This is a genomic window from Rhodococcus sp. PSi06 (assembly GCF_054960675.1).
Window position 1 is genome coordinate 57,462 of record NZ_JBHNYO010000020.1, and the last position, 23,001, is coordinate 80,462.

Here is a 23,001-nt window from a genome sequence, read left to right on the forward strand (position 1 = left end):
TGCGGAGTGACCAAGAGGCACAGCTCGTAAGGCATTCTGTTCCCATGGCATCTATTTTCAGCAAGATCATTGCAGGTGAGATTCCCGGACGGTTCGTGTGGCAGGACGACGACGTCGTGGCGTTTCTGACGATTGCCCCGGTCACGCAGGGCCACACGTTGGTGGTTCCGCGTGCGGAGATCGATCAGTGGCAGGACGTCGACGGGGCCGTGTTCGCCAAGATCACCGCCGTCGCGCAGATCATCGGTCAGGCCGTCAGGACGGCGTTCGACGCGCCCCGGGCCGGCCTGTTGATCGCCGGACTCGAGGTGCCGCACTTGCATCTGCACGTGTTTCCGGCGTACGACATGGGCAACTTCGACATCTCCGGCGCGGATCCGAATCCGTCCACGGAGTCACAGGACGAGGCCGCCGACAAGCTTCGGACGGCACTGCGCGCGATGGGCCACGAGGCGAACGTCGCGAACTGACATTCCTGCAGCTACAACGTCAGCGCAGAGGCGTCATCAGGCGTCGACGCGTTCGCAGTTGCGTCGATACCGCGTCGGATCGGAGCTCCGGGTCGTAGCCCGGTCCGATGTCGGTATCGACGTCGCGCGGGCCCGGCGCGACGCCACATGTGGGGCACAGTCCGAGCGGTCCCAGATCGGTTCCGCAGGTCGCGTGCAGAAATAGACGACGCTTGCCCATCGGCTTCGGGTTCTGTTGCTCGCCCCAGTAGCTGAGGGCGAAGACGGCCGGCCACAGTCCTTCGAGGGCGTCCGTCGGCACGTAGTCGTCGTGGCCGCGACCCTGTGATCGGGCTTGCCGTTCGAGCAGTCCGGCGTCGACCAGGGTGTCGAGTCGCTGCGCCAGCACTGCCTTGGAGATGTCGAGGTGGGCCTGGAAGTCGCCGAAGCGTCGGACGCCGAGAAAGCTGTCGCGCACGATGAGCATGGTCCAGCGCTCACCGACGAGTTCGAGCGCGCGGGCCAGGGGGCAGTCCTGGCGGGCGTAGTCGGTTCCGAGTGCCATGCCACAATCGTACAGTCTGTTGACCGAACCAAGTTGGCCGTTTACAGTTCGATCACCAGACCAGAAGGACGACGATGACCGACACTGCCCCCTCGCCCGCCGGCACGACGAACGGCACCCGCGCACTGGCCGTCGCAGCCTTGGGCACCTTGCTGACGCTGATGGCCTTCACCGCCCCGCTCGCGACGATCAACAGCACCGCGCTCGATCTGATGTCCGACGCAGCGGGACGAACCTGGATTCTCAGCTCGATGAGCATCGGTCTGGCCGCCGCACTGCTCACCACCGGTACCGTCGCGGACGACGTCGGACGTCGCCGCACCTTCGTCATCGGAGCAGTCGTGCTGGCCGTCGGCGCGATCGTCTGTGCGGTCTCTCCCAACACTCTGATCTTCGTGCTCGCCCGCATCCTGCAAGGGCTCGGCGGTGCCGCGGTGGTCGCGTCGAGCCTCGGCATCATCGCGCATACTCACCCAGCCGGGCCGGTGAGAGCCAAGGCCAGCGGCGTCTGGGGTGCCAGCGTGGGAGCCGGTATCGCGCTAGGACCGCTGCTCGCCGCGCTCCTCGATCGCTGGGCCAGCTGGCGTGAGGCGTACGTAGTTCTCGCGATTGCCACCCTCGTGCTCGCCGTCGTCGCCCAGCTTCGCGTCGAAGAATCCATGTCCGACGCCCCGCGCGGCCTCGATCCGGTGGGTGCCGTGCTGTTGGCCACGGGCATCGGCGCACTGTTGGCCGCGCTCGTCGAAGGCAGGCAGGGGTGGACGGCCGTGACACCCATCGTGCTGTTCGTTCTCGCTGCCCTGCTGCTGGCCGCCTTCACGATCCTCGAACTACGCACTGCGAGCCCGATGCTCGATCTCACCCTCTTCCGCCACCCGCCCTTTCTCGCCGCCACGGTCGCTGCTCTGGCGACGGGCGCCGGGATCATCGCGCTGATGTCGTACATGGCCGGGTTCGTGGGCACCGCGCTCGGCATCGATGCTCTCGGGGCAGCCGTTCTGCTGTTCGCCTGGTCTGCGACATCGGTCGTCACCGCCCTGTTGGCTCGGCGCATTCCGGCGTCGGTCAGCGGCCGCACCCAGCTCGCCGTCGGTCTGATCGGTGTGGCACTGGGCATGGTGATGCTGACGGGTCTGGCCGAGGACGCAGGCTGGCCGCGGTTGCTGCCCGGATTACTGGTGGCGGGCGTGGCCAGTGGTGTCCTGAACGCGGCTCTCGGACGCGAGGCCGTGGCCAGCGTCCCGCCCGGACGCGGCGGAATGGGCAGCGGGGCCAACAACACCGCGCGCTACGTCGGGTCCGCGGTCGGTGTGACCGTCGTGGCCGTGGTCGCAGTGCCTGCCGGCAACCATGCACCGGCCGCTCTGGTCGCGGGCTGGAACACCGCAGCCCTGATCACCGCGGCAATTTCGCTCGTCGGAGCAGTGGTCGTGGCGGTCTCACGCACCCGGCGGTAGCGAATACTCCTGTTCGGGTCGTCCGGTCGATCCGTACCGCAACTGCATTCGCAGCCGACCCTTCGAGACCAAGGTGGCCAGATACCGCTGAGCCGTCGCTCGTGAAATCCCTATCGCCGTCGCGACTTCCCCGGCAGACATCGGCTCCGCCGTTCCGCGCACCGCGTCGAGGACCAGGTCTCGGGTGACCGACTGCGAGGCCGGTAGCGGAGTCGCGGCGCGGGGGCGGAGGGCATCGAGCCCACCGTCGATGTCCGCCTGAGTGAGTTCGTCCGCACGATCGAGTGCGCCGCGGTATGCGAGATATCCGGTGAGTCGGTCGACGAGAGCCGAGCGCGGAAACGGTTTGATCAGGTACGTCCACGCACCCGCGGTCATCGCCGAGCGCACCGTCTGCTGATCCGCAGCAGCGGAGAGCACCACCGCGTCACACGGCAGCTCCCGCACCAGATCGATGCCGGATCCGTCCGGCAGATAGACGTCGACCAAAGCCAGGTCGAAGGATTGGGTGGCCAGCACGTCGCGCGCCTGGGCGATACTCGTCGCCACTGCGGCCACCTCGTAGTGGTCGAGTGAATTCACCAGTGCCGCATGCAGATCGGCGACCCGGAAGTCGTCGTCGACGACGAGAACTCTCATTGCGTCACCTCTTCGATCAGGAGTGCGTCGGGAATCGAGGCGATGAACACCGCGCCTCCGCGGTCGTTGTCGGCCGTGATCTGCCCGCCGGCATCGGCCAACGTCACCTCGCCGCCACGGGTTCGCGCGATCTGTCGGCTGAGCGCCAATCCCACCCCTCGGCCACCCGGTGTGTCCGCGGTCGATTTGGTCGAAATGCCTTCGACGAACACCTGCTCGGGTGCCAACACGACGCCGTCACCCGAGTCGACGACCACTATGTGCAGTGTCGAATCCTCTTGCACCAATTCCACTTCCACTTCGGCAGGGCGACGAGCGCCGAGCCGGGCGGCATCGATCGCGTTGTCGATCAGGTTGCCCAGCACGGTGGTGACGTCCACCGGGCCGACCAATTCGCCGCCGACCCAGGTGTTCTCCCCCAGCACCAGGCGCACTCCACTTTCGCGGGCGTGCGCAGCCTTGGCACTGAGGAAGGAACGGAGGTAGGCGTCGGACACGGCATCGATACCCTCGACTGCCTCCGATCTCGGCCCCACGCCCAGAATTTCGTCGATGTACTCCGACGCGCGACCGGGGTGGCCCTCGTGCAGCAGCCCACTGACCAGGTGCATCCGGTTCGCGAACTCGTGTCGCTGGGCGCGCAACACCGCGGACATCGACTGCACCGCATCGAGCTGACGCGTCAGCGCCTCCACGTCCGTTCGATCTCGCACGGTGAGCACCGTCCCCAGATCTCGATTGTCACGCAGCACCTTTCGCGCCGACGCGATGACGACGACGTCGTTCACGGCAGCGAGTACCGGTTCGCCCGTGGGGACTTCGATGACTTCGAGCAATCGGGGCGTCAGACCGATGTCCTCCACGCGCATTCCCGGCTTTCCCTCGATCGAGAGCAACGTGCGTGCCTCGTCGTTGACGACGGTGACGATGCCGTCCGGATCGATGGCCACCACGCCTTCGCCGATGCCGTGCAGCACTGCCTCTTGCTCGCGGACGAGCTCGGCCAGTTCTTCCGGTTCCAGGCCCAGGGTCAGCCGCTTCCATCTGCGCGCCAACAGAATCGACCCGAGTACGCCCAGCAGTAACACTGCTCCGGTGACCAGTGCGCCGTTGATCAGGTCCTTCACCAGTTCGGTGCGCACCGCCGTCGTGGAGATTCCGACGCTCACTTCTCCGATCACCACGTCGGCCGAGCCCGGAGCAAGGATGGGCACCTTGGCACGCACCGAGTCGCCCAGCGTGCCGCGGTCGGATTCGACGACCTCGTTGCCGGCCAGAGCGCCGGACGGATCGGTGCTCACTCGTTGCCCCAGGACGGTCGGATCAGGATGCGCCAATCGCAGGCCACGGTCGTCGGTGATGACGACGAACAGGGCGTCGGTACGGTCCCGGGCACTTTCACCCGCGCGCTGCAGCGCGCCGCCGGCCAGCACCCCGGCCGGCGCGGCATCGGTGCCTGCGGTGTCCGCGGCCGAGAACTGTCCGACCAGCGATCGCACCTCGGGATCGGAGGCGACCGTTCTCGCGACGGCCAGAGCACGTTCGCCGTATTCATCACTGGCCTGTTCACCACTGCTGATCGCGAACACTCCGAACGCCACTGCCAGCGCGACGGCGACCAACGCGGCCTGCAGCAGCAGCACTTGAGTCCTCAATCGCACCAGCCAAGGCTAGGCCGGGAGCTGCTCGAGCACAATGCGCAAAAGGCTCTTTACGTTGCTTGCGCGGGTAGTGCGCACAACGGCGAACATGTGATGCCGGTTACGTAACTTCAGTCACAACACGTAGTCCAACCGGACCCACCTCACACATTTCGAGAAGGAGTGCACGATGTTGGTGATACTCGGCTTCCTCATGGTAGCCGCCTTCATGTTCTTGATCTTGACCAAGAGAGCCACGCCCGTCGTCGCACTCACCCTGGTCCCCGTCATCTTCGGTCTGCTGGCCGGCGCAGGACTCGGCATCGGTGACATGATCACCGACGGCATCAAGTCCCTGGCCCCCACCGCAGCCCTGCTGTTCTTCGCGATCATCTTCTTCGGAATCATGATCGACGTCGGACTGTTCGATCCGCTGGTGCGCGGCATCCTGCGAGTCGTGCGCAACGACCCGATGAAACTCGTTGTCGGAACAGCCATTCTGGCCATGGTCGTCTCCCTCGACGGCGACGGCTCGACCACCTTCATCATCGTCACCTCAGCACTGCTGCCGCTGTACCTCAAACTCGGTGTCAGTCCGGTCATTCTGACCGTCGTCGCCGGTCTCGCCAACGGCACGATGAATATCATCCCGTGGGGCGGCCCGACGGTTCGCGCTGCATCCGCATTGGGCATCTCGCCGTCCGACGTGTTCGTTCCGATGGTCCCGTCGATGATCGTCGGCCTGATCATCGTGCTGCTCTTCGCCGTTCACCTCGGCATCATGGAGCGTCGACGCATCGGCAAGCTCGTCTTCGAGCCGGAGCTGGTCGCCTCGGGCGGCGGCGGCACCGTCCGCAAGGGTGGTAAGGGCGGAAACGGTTCCGGCACCGGCGGATCGAGCGACGGTGAATCGGGTCAGTTCTTCGACGGTCTCGATCCCAATCGCGACACCTTGCGTCCGAAGCTGCTGTGGTTCAACGCTGCTCTAACTGTCGTCCTGCTCGTCATCCTGGTCATGGACATCCTGCCCATCCCGGTCCTGTTCATGATCGCGGCGTCCATCGCTCTGACGGTCAACTTCCCGAAGGTCAAGGAGCAGGGCGACGCGATCGCTCGGCACTCGTCCTCCATCGTCTCCGTGGTCGCCATGGTGCTCGCCGCAGCAATCCTGACCGGCGTCTTCCAGGGCACAGGCATGGTCGAGGCCATGGCCGAGTGGCTGCTCAACGTCATCCCGTCGGGAATGGGCCCGTACCTGGCCGTCATCACCGGCATCCTGAGCATCCCGCTGACGTTCTTCATGACCAACGACGCGTTCTACTTCGGCATCCTGCCGGTGCTCACCGAGACTGCGAGCAAGTACGGCATCGATCCGGTCGAGATGGCCCGCGCCTCCATCACCGGTCAGCCCGTCCACCTGCAGAGCCCGCTGGTTCCGGCCATCCTGCTCCTGGTCACCCTCGCCGGAGTCTCGCTGGCCGATCACCACAAGAAGGTGTTGTGGCGAGCGGTGGTCGTCTCCCTCGCGATGCTGGCGGTCGGCATCGTCCTCGGCCAGATTCCGTTCGGCTGATCACCAACCCCCACATCGCCTGAAGGAGCAACTGACATGACTGTCGGCGTACTGCACAACAATTCACCCGAGGGCCGCGCTGCACTCGCGGCCGCCGTTCGAGAAGCTCGCATCAGAGAGACCGACCTCGTCGTCCTGCACGCCCTCTCCGGATCGGCCGAACCGTCCGCCGAGGCTGCCGAGACGCAGGCGGTGTCCACGGCCGTGGAGACGGCCCTGACCGATATCGACAACGCCGACTCGGTCTCCTGGACCGTGGCGGTGGGTCGCCCCGATCCCGACGCCGTGAACACGCTGCTGACTCTGGTCGAGGAGCAGAAGTCCGAGATCCTCGTCGTCGGGTCCCGGCACCGCTCGGCGGTCGGCAAGTTCCTGATGGGACAGACGATTCAGCGTTTGCTGCTCGAAATTCCAGTGCCGGTTCTGCTGGTCAAGTCCGGAGCGTGAGTGGCACCGACACGGTGAAGACCGTAGTGCGGCACAGCCTCCGATGGATCGGCCTCGCGGCCGTATCCGTCGGGGGCTGGGCCCTTTTCGCCGCTCTGGGTCTCACCGCACCGTCACTGTTCGCTGCACTCGTCGTCGCCGTGGTGTTCGCGCTGACCGGGTGGGGGCCGGCCGCCGTGCCACGGCCCGCATCCATGGCAGCGCAGGGCACGCTGGCAGTGACGATCGGCTTGATGCTCGATACCGACACCCTCGGTGCGCTGGGCGAGAACTGGATTCCTGCGGTCACCGTCGGGTTGGCGACTCTGATCGTGAGCGCAGGCTGCGGCGCTCTGCTGGCACTGCACCGCGATGTCGATCCGGTGACCGGCGCACTGTCTCTGATTGCCGGTGGCGCAACGGGTCTGGTGTCGGTTGCCCGCGAACTCGGCGGTGACGAGCGCATCGTTGCCGTGGTCCAGTATCTCCGTGTGGCGCTGGTGGTGGTCACGATGCCGCTGATCGTCACCTTCGCCTTCCATACCGACACCGGTGGCACGGCCGGTTCCGACGACGCGTCGACCACCCCGTGGTACCTCGGTACGGCGTTTCTGATCGGTGCCATCGTCATCGGAATCCTGCTCGCGAAGGCGGTTCGACTACCTGCCCCGGCCACGCTCGGGCCGCTGATCGTCGCCGGAGCCTGCGAGCTGCTCGGTTGGCCCGTCGACATCTCCGTTCCCGCGGTGCTCCTACCGTTGGCGTTCATCGTCATCGGATGGCAAGCAGGACTTGCCTTCACCATCGCCAGTTTGCGCGCGATCGGACGCATCTTCCCGTGGGCTGCGCTGCTCGTGCTCACGATCGGTCTGATCTGCGCACTCCTGGGTTGGGCGTTGTCCGCGATCACCGGAGTCAGCATGTTGACCGGTTATCTCGCGACGACGCCCGGCGGACTGGCCGCGGTACTGGCCGTCTCCGCGACGACCGGATCGGACGTCACGTTCGTCGCCTGTGTGCAGGTGATCCGGCTGGTGTCGATGCTCGTGGCTGCGCCTCTCGCTGCTGCCGCGTACACCAAGATCGCCGAACGCAAGAATGCACGCGCAGTCAGTGAATCAACCGTTGGCTCGGGGTAGTTCGACACGAAAAGTTGCGCCCTGTCCCGGGCTGCTTCGGACGTTCACGGTGCCACTGTGCGCCGCGACCAGAGCCGCGACGATGGACAGGCCGAGGCCGCTCCCACCGCTCTCGCGGGTTCGTGACGAGTCGGTGCGGTAGAAGCGCTCGAAGACGTGAGCTGCCTCCTCCTCGCCCAGCCCGGGGCCGGTGTCCTGCACCTCGAGTACCACCGACGCCTCGGTGGTTCCGACGCACACCGTGATCGAGGCGGACTCGGGCGTGTGCCGCACCGCGTTTCCCACGAGATTGGCCAACACCTGGCGCAGCCGGGCATCGTCGCCGGCGACCTCCGGAATGCCCGGCCCAGCAAGCACTTTCAACGAGATGTCGCGCGCCGGCGAGACGGCCTTCGCGTCGTGCACGGCGTCGGCGGCGATGGTGAGCAGATCGACGCTCCGTACTTCGAGGGGGCGTTGGGCGTCGAGTCTGGCGAGCATCAACAGGTCCTCCACGAGCAGACCCATGCGCGCCGACTCGCCCTCGATGCGCGTCATCAGCAATGCGATGTCACTCATCGCCCCCTGCCGATACAGCTCGGCGAATCCCCGGATGGTCGTCAGCGGTGTGCGCAGTTCGTGACTGGCATCGGCGACGAATCGGCGCATCCGATCCTCGGACGCCCGTGCAGCTTCTTCCGACGCAGCGGTAGCGGCGAACGCCCGCTGTATCTGCGAGAGCATGCCGTTCAACGCCGCCGACAGACGACCGACCTCCGTCTTCTCGCTGCGATGCGGCACACGTCGGTGCAGATCGCCCGCGGCGATCGCGGCAGCCGTCGTCTCCACCTCACGCAACGGTCGCAGACTGCGCCGCACCACGAAGAAGGCCACCACACCCAATGCCACCAATACCGCTGCCCCGACGTACAACTGGAGCACCATCAGTCGACTGACGGTTTGCTGATTGGGACCGAGCGGGATTCCCACCGTGGTGGATCCGTCGCTGTTGGTCACCGTCATGACACGCCACTGTTTCCCTGGGTCGCTCTCCGAACCGACCGTTGTCGGGCGATCGGCGGTCACACCGGAAAGATCCGGAACATCTGACGCCACATCGTTGATGGGACCCCGCACGGTGCCGTCGTTCGCAACGGACCGGACGTAGAAATTCGACGGCGGACGACCAGGATTGGGCTCGCCGACGGGTGGGAACGGGCGGGAGTCGGGTTGCGCCCATCCCCGAGACGCCTCGACCAACTGCTGATCGAGCCGACGCATCAACGAGGTTTCCAGCGACGAGGTGACGGCGACTCCCGACGCCAGCAGTCCGAGTCCGACCAACAGCAGTAGCGCCGCTACCAGGGTGAAGCGCAGCGGGATGTCGCCCAGCCGTGAGCGGATGCCGGTCACCGCGGCTGCCGCATGACGTAGCCGACGCCCCGCAACGTGTGGATCAACCGGGTGTCGCCGGTATCGACCTTGCGGCGCAGATAGGAGACGTACGACTCGACCACTCCCACCTCACCACCGAAGTCGTAGTGCCACACGTGATCCAGGATGCGCGGCTTGCTGAGCACCGTTCCGGCGTTGACCATGAAGTACCGCAGTAGCGTGAACTCGGTCGGCGAGAGCGAAACCGGCTCGCCGGCCTTCCACACCTCGTGAGTGTCGTCGTCGAGTTCGATGTCCGCGAACGCAACTCGAGACGACTCCGTCTCCTCCTTTCGCCCCGACCGGCGCAGAATGACCCGGAGGCGGGCCACCACCTCCTCGAGACTGAACGGCTTGGTGACGTAATCGTCCGCACCGAGCGTCAGACCGGTCACTTTGTCCTCCACGGAATCTCGCGCCGTCAGGAACAATGCGGGAGCATCCACCCCGTCTGCGCGCAGCCTGCGCAACAGACCGAAGCCGTCCATGCCCGGCATCATGACGTCGAGTATCAGTGCCTCGGGCCGAAAGTTACGTGACTTGTCCAGCGCCTCGGGGCCCGAAGACGCCGTTGCGACCTCGAATCCCTGGAACTTGAGGCTGACCGCCAGCAACTCGACGATGGTCGGTTCGTCGTCGACGATCAGGACTCGGGCCTCGGGTGTCTCGCTCACGGTGTCCATCATCGCGCGCGATGCTGCCCGTTCGCTGGACTCTCACTGTGAGGTTGCTGTGAGCCAGTACAGGGAGGGCATGATGGACCCCGATGCTCCCTGCGAACACCGATCTCCCCGCGAGACGCAGGCCCAGGGTGACATCCATGCACGTATTCGCAACTCTGCTCGTATTGGGCATCGTGTTCGGCCCCGACGCAGCCGAATGGGTCCTCGGATCCCCGAACCTGCGAACCGGCGCCACCGTCTTCACCGGAATCTTCGTGCAGGCCACGCCCTTCCTGGTGCTCGGCGTTCTCGTCAGCGGAGGCATTGCCGCGTTCGTTTCGCCCGCGGTGCTGGCGAAGGTCGTACCGAAGAACGAGTCGGCTGCCGTCGGAGTGAGCGGGCTGGCGGGCATGGCCTTGCCCGGGTGCGAGTGCGGTGCCGTTCCCGTCTCCCGGCGGCTGATGGATCAGGGAATGCCGGCCTCCGCGGCCCTGGCGTTCCTGCTGTCGGCACCGGCGATCAATCCCGTGGTTCTGATCTCGACCGCCGTCGCCTTTCCTGGTGAACCGGCGATGGTCCTTGCCCGGTTCCTCGCCTCGCTCGCCACCGCCGTGGTGATGGGCCGGCTGTGGACGCGGTTCGGTAAGGCCGAGTGGATCACCGCCTGGCTGGCCGATCGTGGCCACGAGCACGACGCAACCAGGTGGGAGACATTCCGCGAATCGGCCCGAGCAGACCTCCTCCAGGCCGGAGCGTTCCTGGTGTTCGGCGCGGCAGCAGCCGCTGCGCTGCACATGGTGATTCCCGACTGGGTGTACCAGCACCTGGCCGGTCAGCTCCTGCTGTCCATCCTGGTGATGGCCGTACTGGCGGTGCTGTTGGCGTTGTGCTCGGAGGCCGACGCGTTCGTCGCGGCCAGTATGTCGATGCTGCCGCTGCTGCCGCGCCTGGTGTTCCTGGTGGTCGGTCCGGCCGTCGATCTGAAATTGATGGCCATGCAGGCGGGCAGCTTCGGGCGCGGCTTCGTCGTCCGCTTCGCACCACTGACCTTCATCGTGGCGATCGTGTGCGCCACGACCGTCGGCTACGTCCTGGTCGGCGCACGATGAAGCGGGAGGTGCAGAACGTTCTGCTGCTTCTCTTCGGCGGAGCGATCGTGAAGATCACGCTGGACGGCAGCTTCGTTCGCTACGTCAAACCGTCGCTGCATCCGTACTTGCTCATCGCGGGCGTGCTGATCGTCTCGCTTGCCGCGGCGTCGATTTTCGCCGACATCCGGCGCGGACGACCGATCGACGGCCACGACCACGACTCACGTCCGTACTGGCTGTTGTTGGTGCCGATCGCCGTCGTTCTCCTTCTCGCTCCGCCTGCACTCGGCGTCTCCTCGGTCGGCGACCGATCCGTCGCGGCGGTATCGAGTACCGAGAAGGCGCCCTTTCCGCCTCTGCCCGGCGGGCAGGCACCGGACGTGCCGTTGCTCGACGTCGTCCAACGTGCGGTCCGAGATTCCGACGGCAGCCTCGACGGCCGGGAGATCAGTGTCACCGGATTCGCCGTGGCCACCGCAAACGGTGGGTCGCCGCGCGTGGACGGCACGACCGACGGTATCGACCTCGCCCGCGTAATGATCATCTGCTGCGCGGCCGACGCGAGGTCCATCAGAATTCATCTGGACACGAATTCCGCTGCGCTCGAAGCAGTTCCGGATGGGACCTGGCTGCAGCTGACCGGAATCGTCGACGCGTCGACCGCAACCGAGGCAACCGCGTTCACCCCCACGATGACGGTCTCGACGGCCCAGCGCATCGACCCACCGACGAACACGTACGCCTACTGAGACCGGAAGATCCGCGTCCCCGCCGAAGGAAAATTGGTACCGTCGTACAGGTCACTTCCGACAATCGGACGAGCGCACCGTACCCGAACAGCGACAAGACGGTGCAAGGAGTGATTTTCCATGGCATGGCTGATTCTGGTCGTCTCCGGGGTGCTCGAAGCCGTCTGGGCGACCGCACTCGGTAAGTCCGAGGGCTTCAGCAAACTCACCCCGTCGATCGTGTTCGGTGTCGCGGTGGTCCTGAGCATGGTGGGACTTGCGATCGCGATGCGCTCGTTGCCCACCGGTACCGCGTACGCCGTGTGGGTGGGAATCGGTGCCACGCTGACCGTCGCGTACGCGATGATCACCGGTGCCGAATCGGTGTCGGTGATCAAAATTGCGCTGCTGCTCGGAATCGTCGGGTGCGTCATCGGCCTGAAGGTTCTTCACTGATTTTCCCGGCTACGAGCAGTTACAGTAAAACGATGAACTGGGTGTCAGCGATCACACTGCCCGCGCGCGCCGGAATTGCCATCGCCGAGCAGGCGATCGGCGTCGCCGAGGTCGCGTTGGCCACCACCCGCATGGCGCTGGCCACCGGCGCGTCCGGCACCGCGGGAGTGGCCTCGCTCGCCAATCCGCGCGGCGGCACGATGCAACTGCTCGCTCAACTCGGTCAGCTCACCTCCGACGACCGCGCCCTGGGAAATGCCCTCAAGGAGGGCGGGCCGCTCGACCGCCTGCTCGCCCAGGGTGGCGTCGTCGACCGTCTCACCTCCGAGGACGGCACCCTCGAACGCCTGCTGTCCCCGGGTGGCCCGGTCGAACGCATCCTGGCTCCCGGCGGTCCACTGGATCGGCTGCTGGCCGAGGACGGACCGCTCGAACGTCTGCTGGCCGAGGGCGGGTTGCTCGACCGCATCACCGCCACCAACGGCCCACTCGAACGCCTGACCGCGAAGGACGGTCCGCTCGAGGTGCTGACGCGTCAGGACGGCCTGATCGAGAGGGCCATCGCAGAGGACGGCATCCTCGAGACGATGCTGGCCGAGGACGGTGCCGTCGAGCGGCTGACGGCCAAGGGCGGGCCACTCGATCAGTTGGTCAAGCTGTCCGAAACGTTGACGTCCGTGGCACCCAACATCGAGCGCATGAGCATCTCGATCGACATTCTGCAGGATTCCGTGGAGATCCTCTCGGCGGCTGTGCACCCGCTCGGAGAGCTGGTCGGTCGGTTGCCGGGTCGCTGGCTCAAGAGCGGCAAGCAGTCGGTGCACGAGCTGCACTGACCGCTCCGGCGAGCACGTTCGGCGTGTTGACCAGCCTGCCGATGTTAACGCTCACACCTGTTCCGCCAGTGCAAATAAGAAATCTTTGACAATGCCGTTGTTATCGCTCACACTTTCGTTTTGATGTGATGCGAACCACACGGGATCACCCGACGGCCTCCGCTTCACGGTCTACCTCACTACACAGGGAGAAACGATGAAGTTTCGACAGCTATCCGTGGCCGCGGCTGCGGTGGCCCTCACCCTCACGCTCGGTGCGTGCGGATCGAGTACCAAGACCGCAGACGAGGCTCCGGCCGACGGTGGCAGCACCGCTGGTGCCCTGATCGGCGTCACCATGCCCACCAAGTCCTCGGCTCGGTGGATCGCCGACGGCGACAACCTCAAGAGCGCGCTCGAAGGCCAGGGATACAAGGTCGATCTGCAGTACGCGGAGAACGACATCCCCACCCAGGTCAACCAGATCGAGAACCAGATCACCCAGGGCGCGAAGCTCCTGATCGTGGCCTCGGTGGACGGCACCGCGATCACCACTCAGCTGCAGGAAGCCAAGGACAACGGCATCGGCGTCATCGCGTACGACCGCCTCATTCGCAACTCACCGAATGTCGACTACTACGCGACCTTCGACAACTACAAGGTCGGCGTCGACCAGGCGACATCGCTGTTGGTCGGCCTCGGTCTGAAGAACCAGGACGGCACCGACAAGGCCGACGCACCCGCAGGCCCGCTCAACATCGAGGTCTTCGCCGGCTCGCCCGACGACAACAACGCCACCTTCTTCTTCGACGGCGCCATGGAGACCCTGAAGCCGTACCTGGACAAGGGAACTCTGAAGATCGGCAGTGGCGAGTCGGACTTCGAAACCGCTGCGACACTGCGTTGGGACCCGGCGACGGCCCAGAAGCGCATGGAAGATCTGCTGACCAAGACGTACTCCTCCGGCCAGAAGGTCCAGGGCGTGCTCTCCCCGTACGACGGTCTGTCGATCGGGATTCTGTCCGCACTCAAGAGCAACGGCTACGGAACCGCCGGTCAGCCCTACCCGATCGTCACCGGGCAGGACGCCGAGGTCCCGTCGGTCAAGTCCATCATCGCCGATGAGCAGTACTCCACGATCTACAAGGACACGCGCCAGCTGGCCGAGGTCACGATTCAGATGGCCCAGGCGATGCTCAACGGTCAGACTCCCGAGACCAACAACACCACCGATTACGACAACGGCGACAAGATCGTTCCCGCGTACCTGCTGCAGCCTGCAATCGTCTACAAGGACAACTATCAGGAGTTGCTCGTCGATGGTGGCTACTACACCGAGGATCAGTTGAAGTGAGTTCGGCGATGACGAGCCCGATTCTGGAGATGCGCGGCATCACCAAAACCTTTCCCGGCGTCAAGGCGCTACAGGATGTCACTCTGTCGGTGAATCGCGGCGAAATACACGCGATCTGCGGCGAGAACGGAGCAGGCAAGTCGACGCTCATGAAGGTGTTGTCGGGTGTGTACGCATACGACACATTCGACGGCGACATCGTGTTCGACGGTCGGGAGTGCAAGTTCTCCGACATCCGGAGTAGCGAGGCCGAGGGCATCGTCATCATCCATCAGGAACTCGCACTGAGTCCGCATCTCTCGATCGCCGAGAACATCTTCCTCGGCAACGAGCGGTCCAAGCGCGGGTTCATCGATTGGAACCGAACCAACTCCGAGGCCGCAGCCCTACTGAAACGAGTAGGGCTGCGGGAGAACCCCGTCAGTGTGGTGAGCGACCTCGGCGTCGGTAAGCAGCAGCTCGTCGAGATCGCCAAGGCATTGTCCAAGGACGTGACACTGCTGATTCTCGACGAGCCCACTGCGGCACTGAACGATTCCGATTCCGCTCATCTTCTCGACCTACTACGCGGTCTACGGGACGAGGGCATCACGTGCGTGATCATCTCGCACAAGCTCAACGAGATCGCGGCCGTTGCCGACCGGACCACCATCATCCGGGACGGCAAAACAATCAAGACGCTGGACATGCGAGACCCGGACGTCACCGAGGATCGCATCATCTCGCTCATGGTCGGCCGCGATCTCGAGCACCGGTTTCCGCCCCACGAATCGACTGTGGGAGAAGAAGTTCTCCGCATCGAGGACTGGACCGTGCACAGTCCCACCCAGCAAGGCCGAACCGTCGTCGACAAGGCGAACCTCACTCTGCGGCGCGGTGAGATCGTCGGTCTGGCCGGATTGATGGGTGCCGGACGTACCGAGTTGGCCATGAGCGTCTTCGGCCGAAGCTACGGAATCGACATCTCGGGTCGTCTGTACAAGTACGGCAAGGAAATTCACGTCAAGTCCGTCAACGACGCCATCCATCACGGCATCGCCTACGCCACCGAGGACCGGAAACGGTACGGGCTGAACTTGATCGACGACATCAAGCGCAACATCTCCACCGCGGCGCTGGACAAACTGGTGACGGGAGGATTCGTCGACGACAACCAGGAATACAAGGTTGCCGAGGGCTTCCGTAAGAGCATGAACATCAAGGCACCGAACGTCTCCGCCGTGGTCGGCAAGCTCTCCGGTGGCAATCAGCAGAAAGTCGTGCTGAGCAAATGGATCTTCAGCGATCCCGATGTGCTCATCCTCGACGAACCGACGCGAGGAATCGACGTCGGCGCAAAATTCGAGATCTACTCGATCATCAACCAACTCGCCGACGCCGGAAAGGCCGTGCTGGTGATCTCGTCCGAACTTCCGGAACTTCTCGGTCTGTGCGACCGGATCTACGCGCTGTCCGCAGGCCGGATCACCGGTGAGGTCGACCGCGAGGACGCAACTCAGGAATCTCTCATGCATCTCATGACCCGTGGAACAGGAGTACTTCGATGAATCAGCTGTCGACAGTTCGGGGGCTGCTCACGCGAAACCTCCGGCAGAGCGGAATTTTCATCGCTTTCGCGCTGATCATCGTGCTCTTCACCGTGCTGACCGGTGGTCAGCTTCTGGTGCCGCAGAACATCAGCAACATGGTGGTCCAGAACTCGTACATTCTGATTCTGGCCATCGGCATGGTCGTCATCATCATCGCCGGCCATATCGACCTGTCCGTCGGATCGGTCGTGGCGGCCACCGGAGCCATTGCCGGTGTCCTCATGGTTCAACAGAACGTGCCGTGGCCACTGGCGGTGCTGATCACGTTGATCGTCGGCGGCCTGATCGGTGCCTGGCAGGGCTACTGGGTCGCGTACTTCGGCATTCCCGCGTTCATCGTCACCCTCGCCGGGATGCTCGTCTTCCGCGCCGTGACGCTCATCGTCCTCGGCAACCAGGGCATCGGACCGTTCCCCGGACCGGTCCGCACACTCTCCAACGGCTTCCTGCCCGGTTTCATGGGCAATGTGGGACTCGGACCACTGGGCGGAGCAGATATCTTCACGCTGCTCGTGGCCATTCTCGCAGTCGCCGGAATCGTGTTCAGCCAGTGGCGTTCTCGAACGGGCCGGCAGAAGTACGGCCAGGACGTCGATGCGATGCCGCTCTTCCTGATCAAGATGGCGTTCGCCGCCGCCCTCGTACTGGCCATCGCAATCCAGTTGGCTCGCTTCAAGAACCTGCCCTACGTGCTCATTCTCCTGGCCGTGCTGGTGATGGGCTACTCGACGTTGGCGGGCAAGACGGTGTTCGGTCGGCACGTGTACGCCATCGGCGGCAACATCCACGCCGCGTCGCTGTCCGGCATCAAGGTCAAGCCGGTGACGTTCTGGATCTTCGTCAACATGGGTGTCCTGTCGGCCCTGGCCGGAATCATCTTCGCCGGACGCCTCAACCAGGCCGGTCCCACCGCAGGCAACGGCTTCGAGCTCGACGCCATCGCGGCGGCCTTCATCGGCGGCGCAGCAGTGCAGGGCGGCGTGGGCCGCATCGTCGGCGCGCTGACCGGTGGACTCATCATTGCCGTCATCAACAGCGGCATGTCGCTCATCGGATCGCCCAGTGAGAGAGTGCAACTGGTCAAGGGTCTCGTGCTGCTCGCCGCCGTGGCGTTCGACATCTGGACCAAGCGCCGCGCAGCGAGCGGCAAGGGCAACAAGGGAGACAAAGCCCAATCACCCACCAGCTATCTGGGCGTGCCCGTGCCTGCCGAGATGTTCTCCCCCGGCCAACCGGGAGAGACCGCACCGCCGACGTCGGCGTCGATGACGAAGACGACGTGATAGGACCGGCCTCGAGCGGGGCGGGACCGGACATGCTGTGATTGTCCTTCACGACGCCAGAGGAGCTACGGAAAGATGACGCGGACCCGCGGACCGGCCATGACCGACGTCGCACGGCTCGCCGGGGTGTCCCACCAGACCGTCTCTCGCGTCATCAACGGCCACCCCAACGTGACCGAGGCGACCAGAACGAGGGTGCACGAGGCGATCTCGCAACTCGGCTATCGACCCAACACTGCCGCTCGCGCACTGGTCACCGGCCGCAGCAGCACCATCGGAATCGTCGGAACCGGTAATGCGCTCTACGGTCCGGTGTCGACGCTCTACAGCGTCGAGTCCGCCGCGCGAGAGGCGGGCTACTCCGTCGTGGTCGGCGTTCCCACCTCGTTCGACGAGTCGGCCATCATCACCTGTGTTCGCAGGTTGCAGAAGCAGGGCGTGGACGGTGTCATCGTCATCGCACCTCTGCGAACCGACGGCGGCGACATCGCAGACCTCGCCAACGAGCTGCCGCTGGTAGCCGTCGAAGGTTCTCCCGCAGGCGATCTGGCCGTGGTCTCGGTCGACCAGATCGCCGGTGCCCGGGCCGCCACCGCACATCTGCTCGGCCTCGGGCACCGGGCGGTGTGGCACGTTGCCGGACCGCTCGGGTGGTACGAGGCCGCCGACCGCGTGACCGGCTGGCGGCTGGCCCACGAGGACGCGGGCATCGAACCGCCGCCCACCCTCAGCGGCGATTGGACCGCGAAATCGGGCTTTACCGCCGGAACCGATCTGTCCCGAACCGCGGGCGTCAGCGCAGTATTCGCCGCCAACGACGCCATGGCGCTCGGGGTACTCCGAGCACTCGAGGTACGCGGTAGACGCGTCCCGCAGGACGTCAGCGTCATCGGATTCGACGACGTTCCCGACGCCGAGTTCTTCTCTCCTCCCTTGACGACCATCCGCCAGGAATTCAGCGAAGTCGGCGTCCGCAGTGTCGAGATTCTGCTGAAGCAGATCGACACCGGGAACCGAAGCACCCGACGCTCGAGCATCGAGCCGCGCCTGATCGTCAGGTCCAGCACCGGACCCGCACAGGGGTATCAGAATCGCTGACTGTCGTCGCCGCCCGGTTCGGATCGGCGATCGATACCGAGTGTCGCGATGAGGTCCTCGTGGAGCTCGAACCAAATCTTGTGGCACGAATCGACATCGGAGCCGTCCACCCGACCGTGTTCCCCGGCGCACGCGAGTGTCGATGCAGCACCGAATCGAGTGTCGTAGCCGGCGAAACGCGCGAGAGCCGATTTCAGTCGGTCCACGAGCGGATTCAACGAACTTCCTATGGACACCAGCTCGTCGAGGATCCGCCGATCCCATCCCGGGTCACTGTGGTCGTTGACGGTGAGTCTGTTCGTATCTGCCGGCCGCAGTTGCCACTCGGTGCACGCTCGCAGCAGACGTTCGTTCAGCGGCACGAAACTGCGATAGACATCGCGCACCACTCCGGTGTGCCCCGTCGTTTCGAGCTCCTCGCGCAGTTGGTGTTCGTTCACCGCCCGCCCCGACTCCGTGAGCGACCAACCACGAATGTCCGCGAACTCGGACCGTTGAATCCATCCGGATGCCTGCGCGTCGAGGAGTATTTCCTCCGCCTGTGCGATGTCGACGCCGCAGCGGCGTGCAACCGCAACTGTATCGGCGAACCCCAGTATGCGAACGGAATGCAGGACCAGAAGCTCGGGAGACGAAGCGGCAGTCACGAATCGGCCGAGTCGCGTGTCGTGAGCCGAGCGTAGTGCTGCTGACATGCCTGTTTGGAGTTGAATCCCATTGCTTCTGCGATCTGCGACCAGGTCAGACCGGCGCTGCGGGCAGCGAACAATAGACCCGATTCGAGACCGTCCACTTCCGCGCGGGCGGCGGGCAGAAGAGTCAGGGCACTGATGACGGCGTCCGGAGCGAGCTCGGCCGAACGCCAGAGCGCGAAGTGGGCGAGGTCGACCGCAGTCGGTGGCGCAGGCTCGGGGCGCCAGGGGCGGGCATCGAGATCGCCCGCACCGAGACCGAGAAGGTGCTTCGTTGCCTGCTGTTCGCGCTCGGCGTCCTGGTGCGCTGGATTCGACGGTTCCGCGGCGTCACGCTTGCGTTCCATGATCGAAGCCTGCAATATCGAAAGGAAGCTGTCAACATTTTGTTGATGGCTGGTCGGTCGAAGGGTAGTCGAGATGCTCGTGAAACTTGCAGACGCAACGCTGTCCGACTGCGGCGGGAAAGCTCGTGCACTCGGAATTCTCCTGCGGGCGAATCACCCTGTGCCGGACGGTGTTGTCGTTCCGTTCCGTACGTATCGGGCAGCGGCACACGATCACCGAACAGTGGTGACGTCGTTGAACGACGACATCGCCGACTGGCTCGAAAGGTTCGGCCGTGCACCTCTGGCGGTGCGCTCGTCCGCCGACAGCGAGGACGGTTCGGCGGCATCGGCTGCGGGCCAGCACGAGAGCTTCCTGGGCATACAGGGCACCGAGCCGATCGTGAACGCGGTGCAGGCCTGCTGGATGTCTCTGAACTCCGAACGCGCACAGGGCTACCGCGAGAACCTGTCACGACACCGGTCCGCCTCGCCCGGCCCCGGCGCGATGGCGGTCATCGTTCAGCGGCTCGTCGACGCCGACATCTCGGGGGTCATGTTCACCCCGTCGACACCCGGCGGGGTCACCGATATCGAAGCAGCGTGGGGACTCGGTCTGCCGGTCGTCGGCGGAACCGTCACCCCCGACCGGTACCGCATCGGTGATGGCGGAATTACCGCGTCGATCTTCGCGGACAAGCGAATTCGAGCCGATCGCCGCGGGACGACGTTGATCACCAGCAACGTCACGTCCTCGGACCGCACCAGGTCGACACTCGACGACCCGACCGCAGTGCGGCTGGCCCAACTCGGAGCAGAGGTCGCCGACCTCCTCGGTGGACCGCAGGACATCGAATGGTGCATTGCAGGGGGTCGTGTCTGGATCGTGCAGGCCAGGCCGGTCACAGCTGTACTCCCCGTGCACCACACGATGCGCCGTACCGCCACTTCCGAGCGAGAATTCGTCTCCTCCACCATCCTCACCGGCACACCGGGTAGTGCCGGTCGCGCAACGGGAACTGCACGAATCATTCACGGCCCCAGCGATTTCTCTCGAGTACAGCGCGGCGACATCCTCGTCTGTCCTCACACCGATCCCGCCTGGACACCTCTGCTGCGAGCTGCGCGGGGCGTGGTGACCGAAACCGGAGGCGTCTTGTCCCATGCCGCGATCGTCGCTCGCGAATTGCGCATCCCGGCGGTCCTCGGAGTCACGAACGCAACGGATCGATTGCGCGACAACGTCATCGTCCGTATCGACGGGCAGGAAGGAACGATCACCACCGTATGACGACCCGATACGTGTACCTCGCTCGTCACGGAGACGCCGATGCCTTCGGCCGACTCACCGATGTCGGACGCGAACAAGCCGGCCTCCTCGGTGAGCGCCTGCGCCGCATCCCGCTCGACGTTCTCTGGCATTCCCCACTGCCACGTGCTGCGGACACAGCACACGAGATCGTGCGCCGTCGTCGGTCTCGTATCCCCGTGATCGAATCCGACGAACTCATCGACAACGTCCCCTACGTGCCCGCACCGAACGAGACACCCGCGGCCTGGATTCCGTTCTTCGACGGCTGGAACTCCGACGATGCGTCGCGCGGTGCCGATACGGCCGAGGACATGATCAGGCGCTTCGCGTCGACCCCCGATTCGGCGGAGTCGAGGAACGACACCCACGAGCTTCTCGTCACCCACGCGTACCCGATCGCCTGGTTCATCAGGCACGCGCTGGGCGCACCGCCCGTTCGGTGGCTCGGCATCGACAGTGCCAACACCGCACTGACCGTCATCGAATACCGCACCGGGCTACCGCCGAGCGTTGTCATGTTCAACGACATGAGTCACCTGCCGAAACAATTGCAGTGGACCGGTTTTCCGTCCTCGATCCGGCCGTGAGCCGAATCGGGTGACTGCTCCCGAGTGCAGCATCGACCCCGCTCACATGCGCAGCTGCAGCTCGACGAGCAGACGGGCGTCGGAATCGGTCAGCTCGAGGTCGAGGATTTGTTCGACTCGCCGGATGCGGTAGCGCAGGGTGTTCGGGTGCACGTGCAACCGCGCGGCCGCGGACCGAACGTCGCCGAAGCACCTCAGATACGTCTCGAGACTCTCCCTCATGCGCGAGTCGTTGGCGGCGTCGTAACGGTCGAGCGCGGCGATGCGAGGGTCTCGCAGCTGCTCGTGATTACCGATCAGTTCGAGTATTTCTCCCAGCAGCACAGAGGTTCTCGATTCTGCGAGCGTGGTGACGCGTACCTCGCCGGTGGTGGCGTCGAGTACGCGATCCACCTCGAATCTCGCCACGGCCACGCCGTCCAGGTCGGCGATCGGTGCGGCCACGGCGGCGCGGAGAGCCAACGATGTTCGCGTCTCGATTCGACCCACGGCGTCCGCGGTCCACCCCGAGATCCCCGTGCCCGACGCCACCCCGGGAAACAGAGCGTAGATTCTCTCGCCGATGGTGGTGACCAGCGAATCGCGACGAAAGGCGCTGGCGTGCAATCGGATCGCCGGAGCCAGTGCGCCGATGTCGAAATCTCCGCACGCAGCGAATCCGACGATCGCCGACGATCCAGTGGTGGGAATCGACAGCGCGGACGCCAGCGACGGGACGTCCACACCCCCTCCTCTGGCTCCGAGCAGACGCTGGATCTGCAGGGTTTCGTTGGTCGGGGCGTTCGCGATGCGGGTGATCAAGCGGGCCGCTACGGCCGAGGCACCCCGCAGAACTCCGTCGGCTTCGTCGGCGAGAGGGGTGGCACCTTCCTGCACCCAGATCGTCCCGAGGGTCGTCGGACTCCCGGAGATTCGGCGTATCCCGACGGCCAGGCGTCGCCGAATGTCGAGGTCGTGATCGGCGGGGACGTCGATGACGTCGTCGGTGCGCCGGAGACGATCGAACACTCCACGCTCGTGCAGCTTGCGTAGGTAGTCTGCCGGGCCTTCACGCCCGAGGATCGACAGCGTCCTCAACTCGTCGGCAGCGTCGTCCGATGCGGAGTACGCCAACACGTGCGAGCGCTCGTCCTCGATGCTCACCATTCCCTTCGTCAGGGACGCCACCGTCTGCGCCAGTTGGTACAGGTCGGTGTCGGCTCCGAAGGTCCCGTCGTCCGGGTTGTGCGTCCGCACCTGGTCCAGAACTCCCCGCGTCATCGACAGCAGCAGCTCCCAGCGGGTCTGTCGGTGGACGGCAATCAAGGCGATACCGGTCTCACGCGCACCGTGAGTCAGCGCAGCGGAGTCGGCCACCTTGGTCAACACCGCGCGCGGCCGATCTGTCGCGGCGCGCAGAGCGAGATCGTCGAACCACCGAATCACGTCTGCCTCGGTGACCCCCACCAGCAGCGTCACATCGGCCGACGCTCCGGGCGGCAGACGCACGTCGTCGGCGTCGAGCAACGCCACGGACTCGATGGTCATGTCGATGCCCGCGGGCGCGACGACCAGTTCGACGACAGCACTGTGCAGAGACGTCAGGAGTGATCGCAAGGACACCGCATTGGCCATGTGGACAAGTAGACCACGGATTCTCTGGCCGATGAGCTGATCCAACGGCCCCCGAACCGGACTTCAATGGCCATCACACAGCGAAGACGAGGA

General features: G+C 65.0%; 23 protein-coding genes and 1 riboswitch. Of the genes, 15 read left to right on the forward strand and 8 right to left on the reverse strand.

Features of this window, described 5'->3' with window-relative positions:
* The first annotated feature begins 44 nt into the window (after positions 1-44).
* Positions 45-470 (forward strand): HIT family protein, encoded by a 426-nt coding sequence (locus ACFI9K_RS22720; RefSeq protein WP_462665600.1) that lies wholly within the window; start codon positions 45-47, stop codon positions 468-470.
* Between the two features lie 19 nt (positions 471-489).
* Here ACFI9K_RS22720 and ACFI9K_RS22725 read toward each other — a convergent pair whose 3' ends face one another.
* Positions 490-1,014: a winged helix-turn-helix transcriptional regulator gene (locus tag ACFI9K_RS22725; protein ID WP_462665601.1), complete on the reverse strand. Its 525-nt coding sequence runs from the start codon at positions 1,012-1,014 to the stop codon at positions 490-492.
* 74 nt (positions 1,015-1,088) lie between these two features.
* Between ACFI9K_RS22725 and ACFI9K_RS22730 the strand changes: the two genes are divergently transcribed.
* A complete protein-coding gene (locus ACFI9K_RS22730) occupies positions 1,089-2,471 on the forward strand; it encodes an MFS transporter (RefSeq protein ID WP_462665602.1) in 1,383 nt (460 codons plus the stop codon).
* Here ACFI9K_RS22730 and ACFI9K_RS22735 read toward each other — a convergent pair.
* On the reverse strand, positions 2,454-3,110 hold the full coding sequence (locus ACFI9K_RS22735; RefSeq protein WP_462665603.1) for a response regulator: 657 nt from the start codon (positions 3,108-3,110) through the stop codon (positions 2,454-2,456). The genes ACFI9K_RS22730 and ACFI9K_RS22735 overlap by 18 nt on opposite strands.
* A complete protein-coding gene (locus tag ACFI9K_RS22740) occupies positions 3,107-4,771 on the reverse strand; it encodes a sensor histidine kinase (protein WP_462665604.1) in 1,665 nt (554 codons plus the stop codon). Before ACFI9K_RS22740 ends, ACFI9K_RS22735 begins: the two co-directional genes overlap by 4 nt.
* A gap of 169 nt (positions 4,772-4,940) precedes the next feature.
* On the opposite strand from ACFI9K_RS22740, the gene ACFI9K_RS22745 reads away from it, so the two are divergent.
* From ACFI9K_RS22745 to ACFI9K_RS22755, 3 genes are read left to right on the forward strand one after another with little or no spacing between them, the layout of a single operon-like run.
* Positions 4,941-6,323 (forward strand): CitMHS family transporter, encoded by a 1,383-nt coding sequence (locus ACFI9K_RS22745; protein ID WP_462665605.1) that lies wholly within the window; start codon positions 4,941-4,943, stop codon positions 6,321-6,323.
* A 36-nt stretch (positions 6,324-6,359) separates the two neighbouring features.
* The gene (locus ACFI9K_RS22750) at positions 6,360-6,770 is read left to right on the forward strand and encodes a universal stress protein (RefSeq protein WP_222092151.1); all 411 of its coding nucleotides are present in this window, start codon (positions 6,360-6,362) and stop codon (positions 6,768-6,770) included.
* Positions 6,767-7,888, forward strand: coding sequence for an AbrB family transcriptional regulator (locus ACFI9K_RS22755; protein WP_462665606.1), 1,122 nt, complete (start codon positions 6,767-6,769; stop codon positions 7,886-7,888). Before ACFI9K_RS22750 ends, ACFI9K_RS22755 begins: the two co-directional genes overlap by 4 nt.
* Here ACFI9K_RS22755 and ACFI9K_RS22760 read toward each other — a convergent pair.
* Positions 7,868-9,280 (reverse strand): sensor histidine kinase, encoded by a 1,413-nt coding sequence (locus ACFI9K_RS22760; protein WP_462665607.1) that lies wholly within the window; start codon positions 9,278-9,280, stop codon positions 7,868-7,870. The two genes, ACFI9K_RS22755 and ACFI9K_RS22760, sit on opposite strands and share 21 nt — an antisense overlap.
* Positions 9,277-9,984 (reverse strand): response regulator transcription factor, encoded by a 708-nt coding sequence (locus ACFI9K_RS22765; protein WP_462665645.1) that lies wholly within the window; start codon positions 9,982-9,984, stop codon positions 9,277-9,279. The genes ACFI9K_RS22760 and ACFI9K_RS22765 overlap by 4 nt, the downstream gene beginning before the upstream one ends.
* Positions 9,985-10,067: 83 nt before the next feature.
* On the opposite strand from ACFI9K_RS22765, the gene ACFI9K_RS22770 reads away from it, so the two are divergent.
* The 8 genes from ACFI9K_RS22770 to ACFI9K_RS22805 all read left to right on the forward strand — a co-directional run bounded on the left by ACFI9K_RS22770 (position 10,068) and on the right by ACFI9K_RS22805 (position 18,377).
* Entirely contained in the window at positions 10,068-11,072 is a 1,005-nt protein-coding gene (locus tag ACFI9K_RS22770; RefSeq protein WP_462665608.1) for a permease, read from the forward strand.
* The gene (locus tag ACFI9K_RS22775; protein WP_462665609.1) at positions 11,069-11,803 is read left to right on the forward strand and encodes a TIGR03943 family putative permease subunit; all 735 of its coding nucleotides are present in this window, start codon (positions 11,069-11,071) and stop codon (positions 11,801-11,803) included. The genes ACFI9K_RS22770 and ACFI9K_RS22775 overlap by 4 nt, the downstream gene beginning before the upstream one ends.
* A gap of 45 nt (positions 11,804-11,848) precedes the next feature.
* Positions 11,849-11,911: riboswitch (guanidine-III (ykkC-III) riboswitch) on the forward strand.
* A gap of 12 nt (positions 11,912-11,923) precedes the next feature.
* A complete protein-coding gene (locus tag ACFI9K_RS22780; RefSeq protein ID WP_462665610.1) occupies positions 11,924-12,238 on the forward strand; it encodes a DMT family transporter in 315 nt (104 codons plus the stop codon).
* Positions 12,239-12,270: 32 nt separating this feature from the next.
* Complete coding sequence (locus ACFI9K_RS22785; RefSeq protein ID WP_462665611.1) at positions 12,271-13,074, forward strand: ABC transporter; 804 nt, start codon at positions 12,271-12,273, stop codon at positions 13,072-13,074.
* A gap of 196 nt (positions 13,075-13,270) precedes the next feature.
* The gene (gene chvE / locus ACFI9K_RS22790; protein ID WP_462665612.1) at positions 13,271-14,407 is read left to right on the forward strand and encodes a multiple monosaccharide ABC transporter substrate-binding protein; all 1,137 of its coding nucleotides are present in this window, start codon (positions 13,271-13,273) and stop codon (positions 14,405-14,407) included.
* 8 nt (positions 14,408-14,415) lie between these two features.
* Positions 14,416-15,954 carry a multiple monosaccharide ABC transporter ATP-binding protein gene (mmsA, locus tag ACFI9K_RS22795; RefSeq protein ID WP_462665613.1) on the forward strand — a complete coding sequence of 513 codons (1,539 nt, stop codon included), beginning with the start codon at positions 14,416-14,418 and terminating at the stop codon, positions 15,952-15,954.
* Positions 15,951-17,279: a multiple monosaccharide ABC transporter permease gene (gene mmsB / locus ACFI9K_RS22800; protein WP_462665614.1), complete on the forward strand. Its 1,329-nt coding sequence runs from the start codon at positions 15,951-15,953 to the stop codon at positions 17,277-17,279. The genes mmsA and mmsB overlap by 4 nt, the downstream gene beginning before the upstream one ends.
* A gap of 75 nt (positions 17,280-17,354) precedes the next feature.
* Positions 17,355-18,377, forward strand: a complete 1,023-nt coding sequence (locus ACFI9K_RS22805; RefSeq protein ID WP_462665615.1) for a LacI family DNA-binding transcriptional regulator — start codon at positions 17,355-17,357, stop codon at positions 18,375-18,377.
* Here ACFI9K_RS22805 and ACFI9K_RS22810 read toward each other — a convergent pair.
* Together ACFI9K_RS22810 and ACFI9K_RS22815 are read right to left on the reverse strand one after the other, a co-directional pair.
* Positions 18,365-19,024: a hypothetical protein gene (locus tag ACFI9K_RS22810; protein ID WP_462665616.1), complete on the reverse strand. Its 660-nt coding sequence runs from the start codon at positions 19,022-19,024 to the stop codon at positions 18,365-18,367. The genes ACFI9K_RS22805 and ACFI9K_RS22810 overlap by 13 nt on opposite strands.
* Positions 19,021-19,416, reverse strand: a complete 396-nt coding sequence (locus tag ACFI9K_RS22815) for a hypothetical protein (RefSeq protein WP_462665617.1) — start codon at positions 19,414-19,416, stop codon at positions 19,021-19,023. Before ACFI9K_RS22815 ends, ACFI9K_RS22810 begins: the two co-directional genes overlap by 4 nt.
* A 73-nt stretch (positions 19,417-19,489) precedes the next feature.
* Here ACFI9K_RS22815 and ACFI9K_RS22820 point away from each other — a divergent pair, with 73 nt between their 5' ends.
* The gene (locus ACFI9K_RS22820) at positions 19,490-20,686 is read left to right on the forward strand and encodes a PEP/pyruvate-binding domain-containing protein (RefSeq protein ID WP_462665618.1); all 1,197 of its coding nucleotides are present in this window, start codon (positions 19,490-19,492) and stop codon (positions 20,684-20,686) included.
* Positions 20,683-21,294: a histidine phosphatase family protein gene (locus ACFI9K_RS22825; protein WP_462665619.1), complete on the forward strand. Its 612-nt coding sequence runs from the start codon at positions 20,683-20,685 to the stop codon at positions 21,292-21,294. The genes ACFI9K_RS22820 and ACFI9K_RS22825 overlap by 4 nt, the downstream gene beginning before the upstream one ends.
* A gap of 42 nt (positions 21,295-21,336) precedes the next feature.
* Here the strand turns inward: ACFI9K_RS22825 and ACFI9K_RS22830 are convergent, their stop codons facing one another.
* On the reverse strand, positions 21,337-22,908 hold the full coding sequence (locus ACFI9K_RS22830; RefSeq protein WP_462665620.1) for a PucR family transcriptional regulator: 1,572 nt from the start codon (positions 22,906-22,908) through the stop codon (positions 21,337-21,339).
* Positions 22,909-23,001 lie beyond the last annotated feature (93 nt).

Coding starts and splice junctions, on each gene's coding strand:
- ACFI9K_RS22830 (WP_462665620.1), bottom strand. CDS start 22,908: ATGGCCAATGCGGTGTCCTTGCGATCACTCCTGACGTCTCTGCACAGT.
- ACFI9K_RS22780 (WP_462665610.1), top strand. CDS start 11,924: ATGGCATGGCTGATTCTGGTCGTCTCCGGGGTGCTCGAAGCCGTCTGG.
- ACFI9K_RS22730 (WP_462665602.1), top strand. CDS start 1,089: ATGACCGACACTGCCCCCTCGCCCGCCGGCACGACGAACGGCACCCGC.
- ACFI9K_RS22775 (WP_462665609.1), top strand. CDS start 11,069: ATGAAGCGGGAGGTGCAGAACGTTCTGCTGCTTCTCTTCGGCGGAGCG.
- chvE (WP_462665612.1), top strand. CDS start 13,271: ATGAAGTTTCGACAGCTATCCGTGGCCGCGGCTGCGGTGGCCCTCACC.
- ACFI9K_RS22720 (WP_462665600.1), top strand. CDS start 45: ATGGCATCTATTTTCAGCAAGATCATTGCAGGTGAGATTCCCGGACGG.
- ACFI9K_RS22805 (WP_462665615.1), top strand. CDS start 17,355: ATGACGCGGACCCGCGGACCGGCCATGACCGACGTCGCACGGCTCGCC.
- ACFI9K_RS22770 (WP_462665608.1), top strand. CDS start 10,068: ATGCTCCCTGCGAACACCGATCTCCCCGCGAGACGCAGGCCCAGGGTG.
- ACFI9K_RS22745 (WP_462665605.1), top strand. CDS start 4,941: ATGTTGGTGATACTCGGCTTCCTCATGGTAGCCGCCTTCATGTTCTTG.
- ACFI9K_RS22820 (WP_462665618.1), top strand. CDS start 19,490: ATGCTCGTGAAACTTGCAGACGCAACGCTGTCCGACTGCGGCGGGAAA.
- ACFI9K_RS22785 (WP_462665611.1), top strand. CDS start 12,271: ATGAACTGGGTGTCAGCGATCACACTGCCCGCGCGCGCCGGAATTGCC.
- ACFI9K_RS22825 (WP_462665619.1), top strand. CDS start 20,683: ATGACGACCCGATACGTGTACCTCGCTCGTCACGGAGACGCCGATGCC.
- ACFI9K_RS22735 (WP_462665603.1), bottom strand. CDS start 3,110: ATGAGAGTTCTCGTCGTCGACGACGACTTCCGGGTCGCCGATCTGCAT.
- ACFI9K_RS22815 (WP_462665617.1), bottom strand. CDS start 19,416: ATGGAACGCAAGCGTGACGCCGCGGAACCGTCGAATCCAGCGCACCAG.
- mmsB (WP_462665614.1), top strand. CDS start 15,951: ATGAATCAGCTGTCGACAGTTCGGGGGCTGCTCACGCGAAACCTCCGG.
- ACFI9K_RS22750 (WP_222092151.1), top strand. CDS start 6,360: ATGACTGTCGGCGTACTGCACAACAATTCACCCGAGGGCCGCGCTGCA.
- ACFI9K_RS22765 (WP_462665645.1), bottom strand. CDS start 9,984: ATGGACACCGTGAGCGAGACACCCGAGGCCCGAGTCCTGATCGTCGAC.
- ACFI9K_RS22725 (WP_462665601.1), bottom strand. CDS start 1,014: ATGGCACTCGGAACCGACTACGCCCGCCAGGACTGCCCCCTGGCCCGC.
- mmsA (WP_462665613.1), top strand. CDS start 14,416: ATGACGAGCCCGATTCTGGAGATGCGCGGCATCACCAAAACCTTTCCC.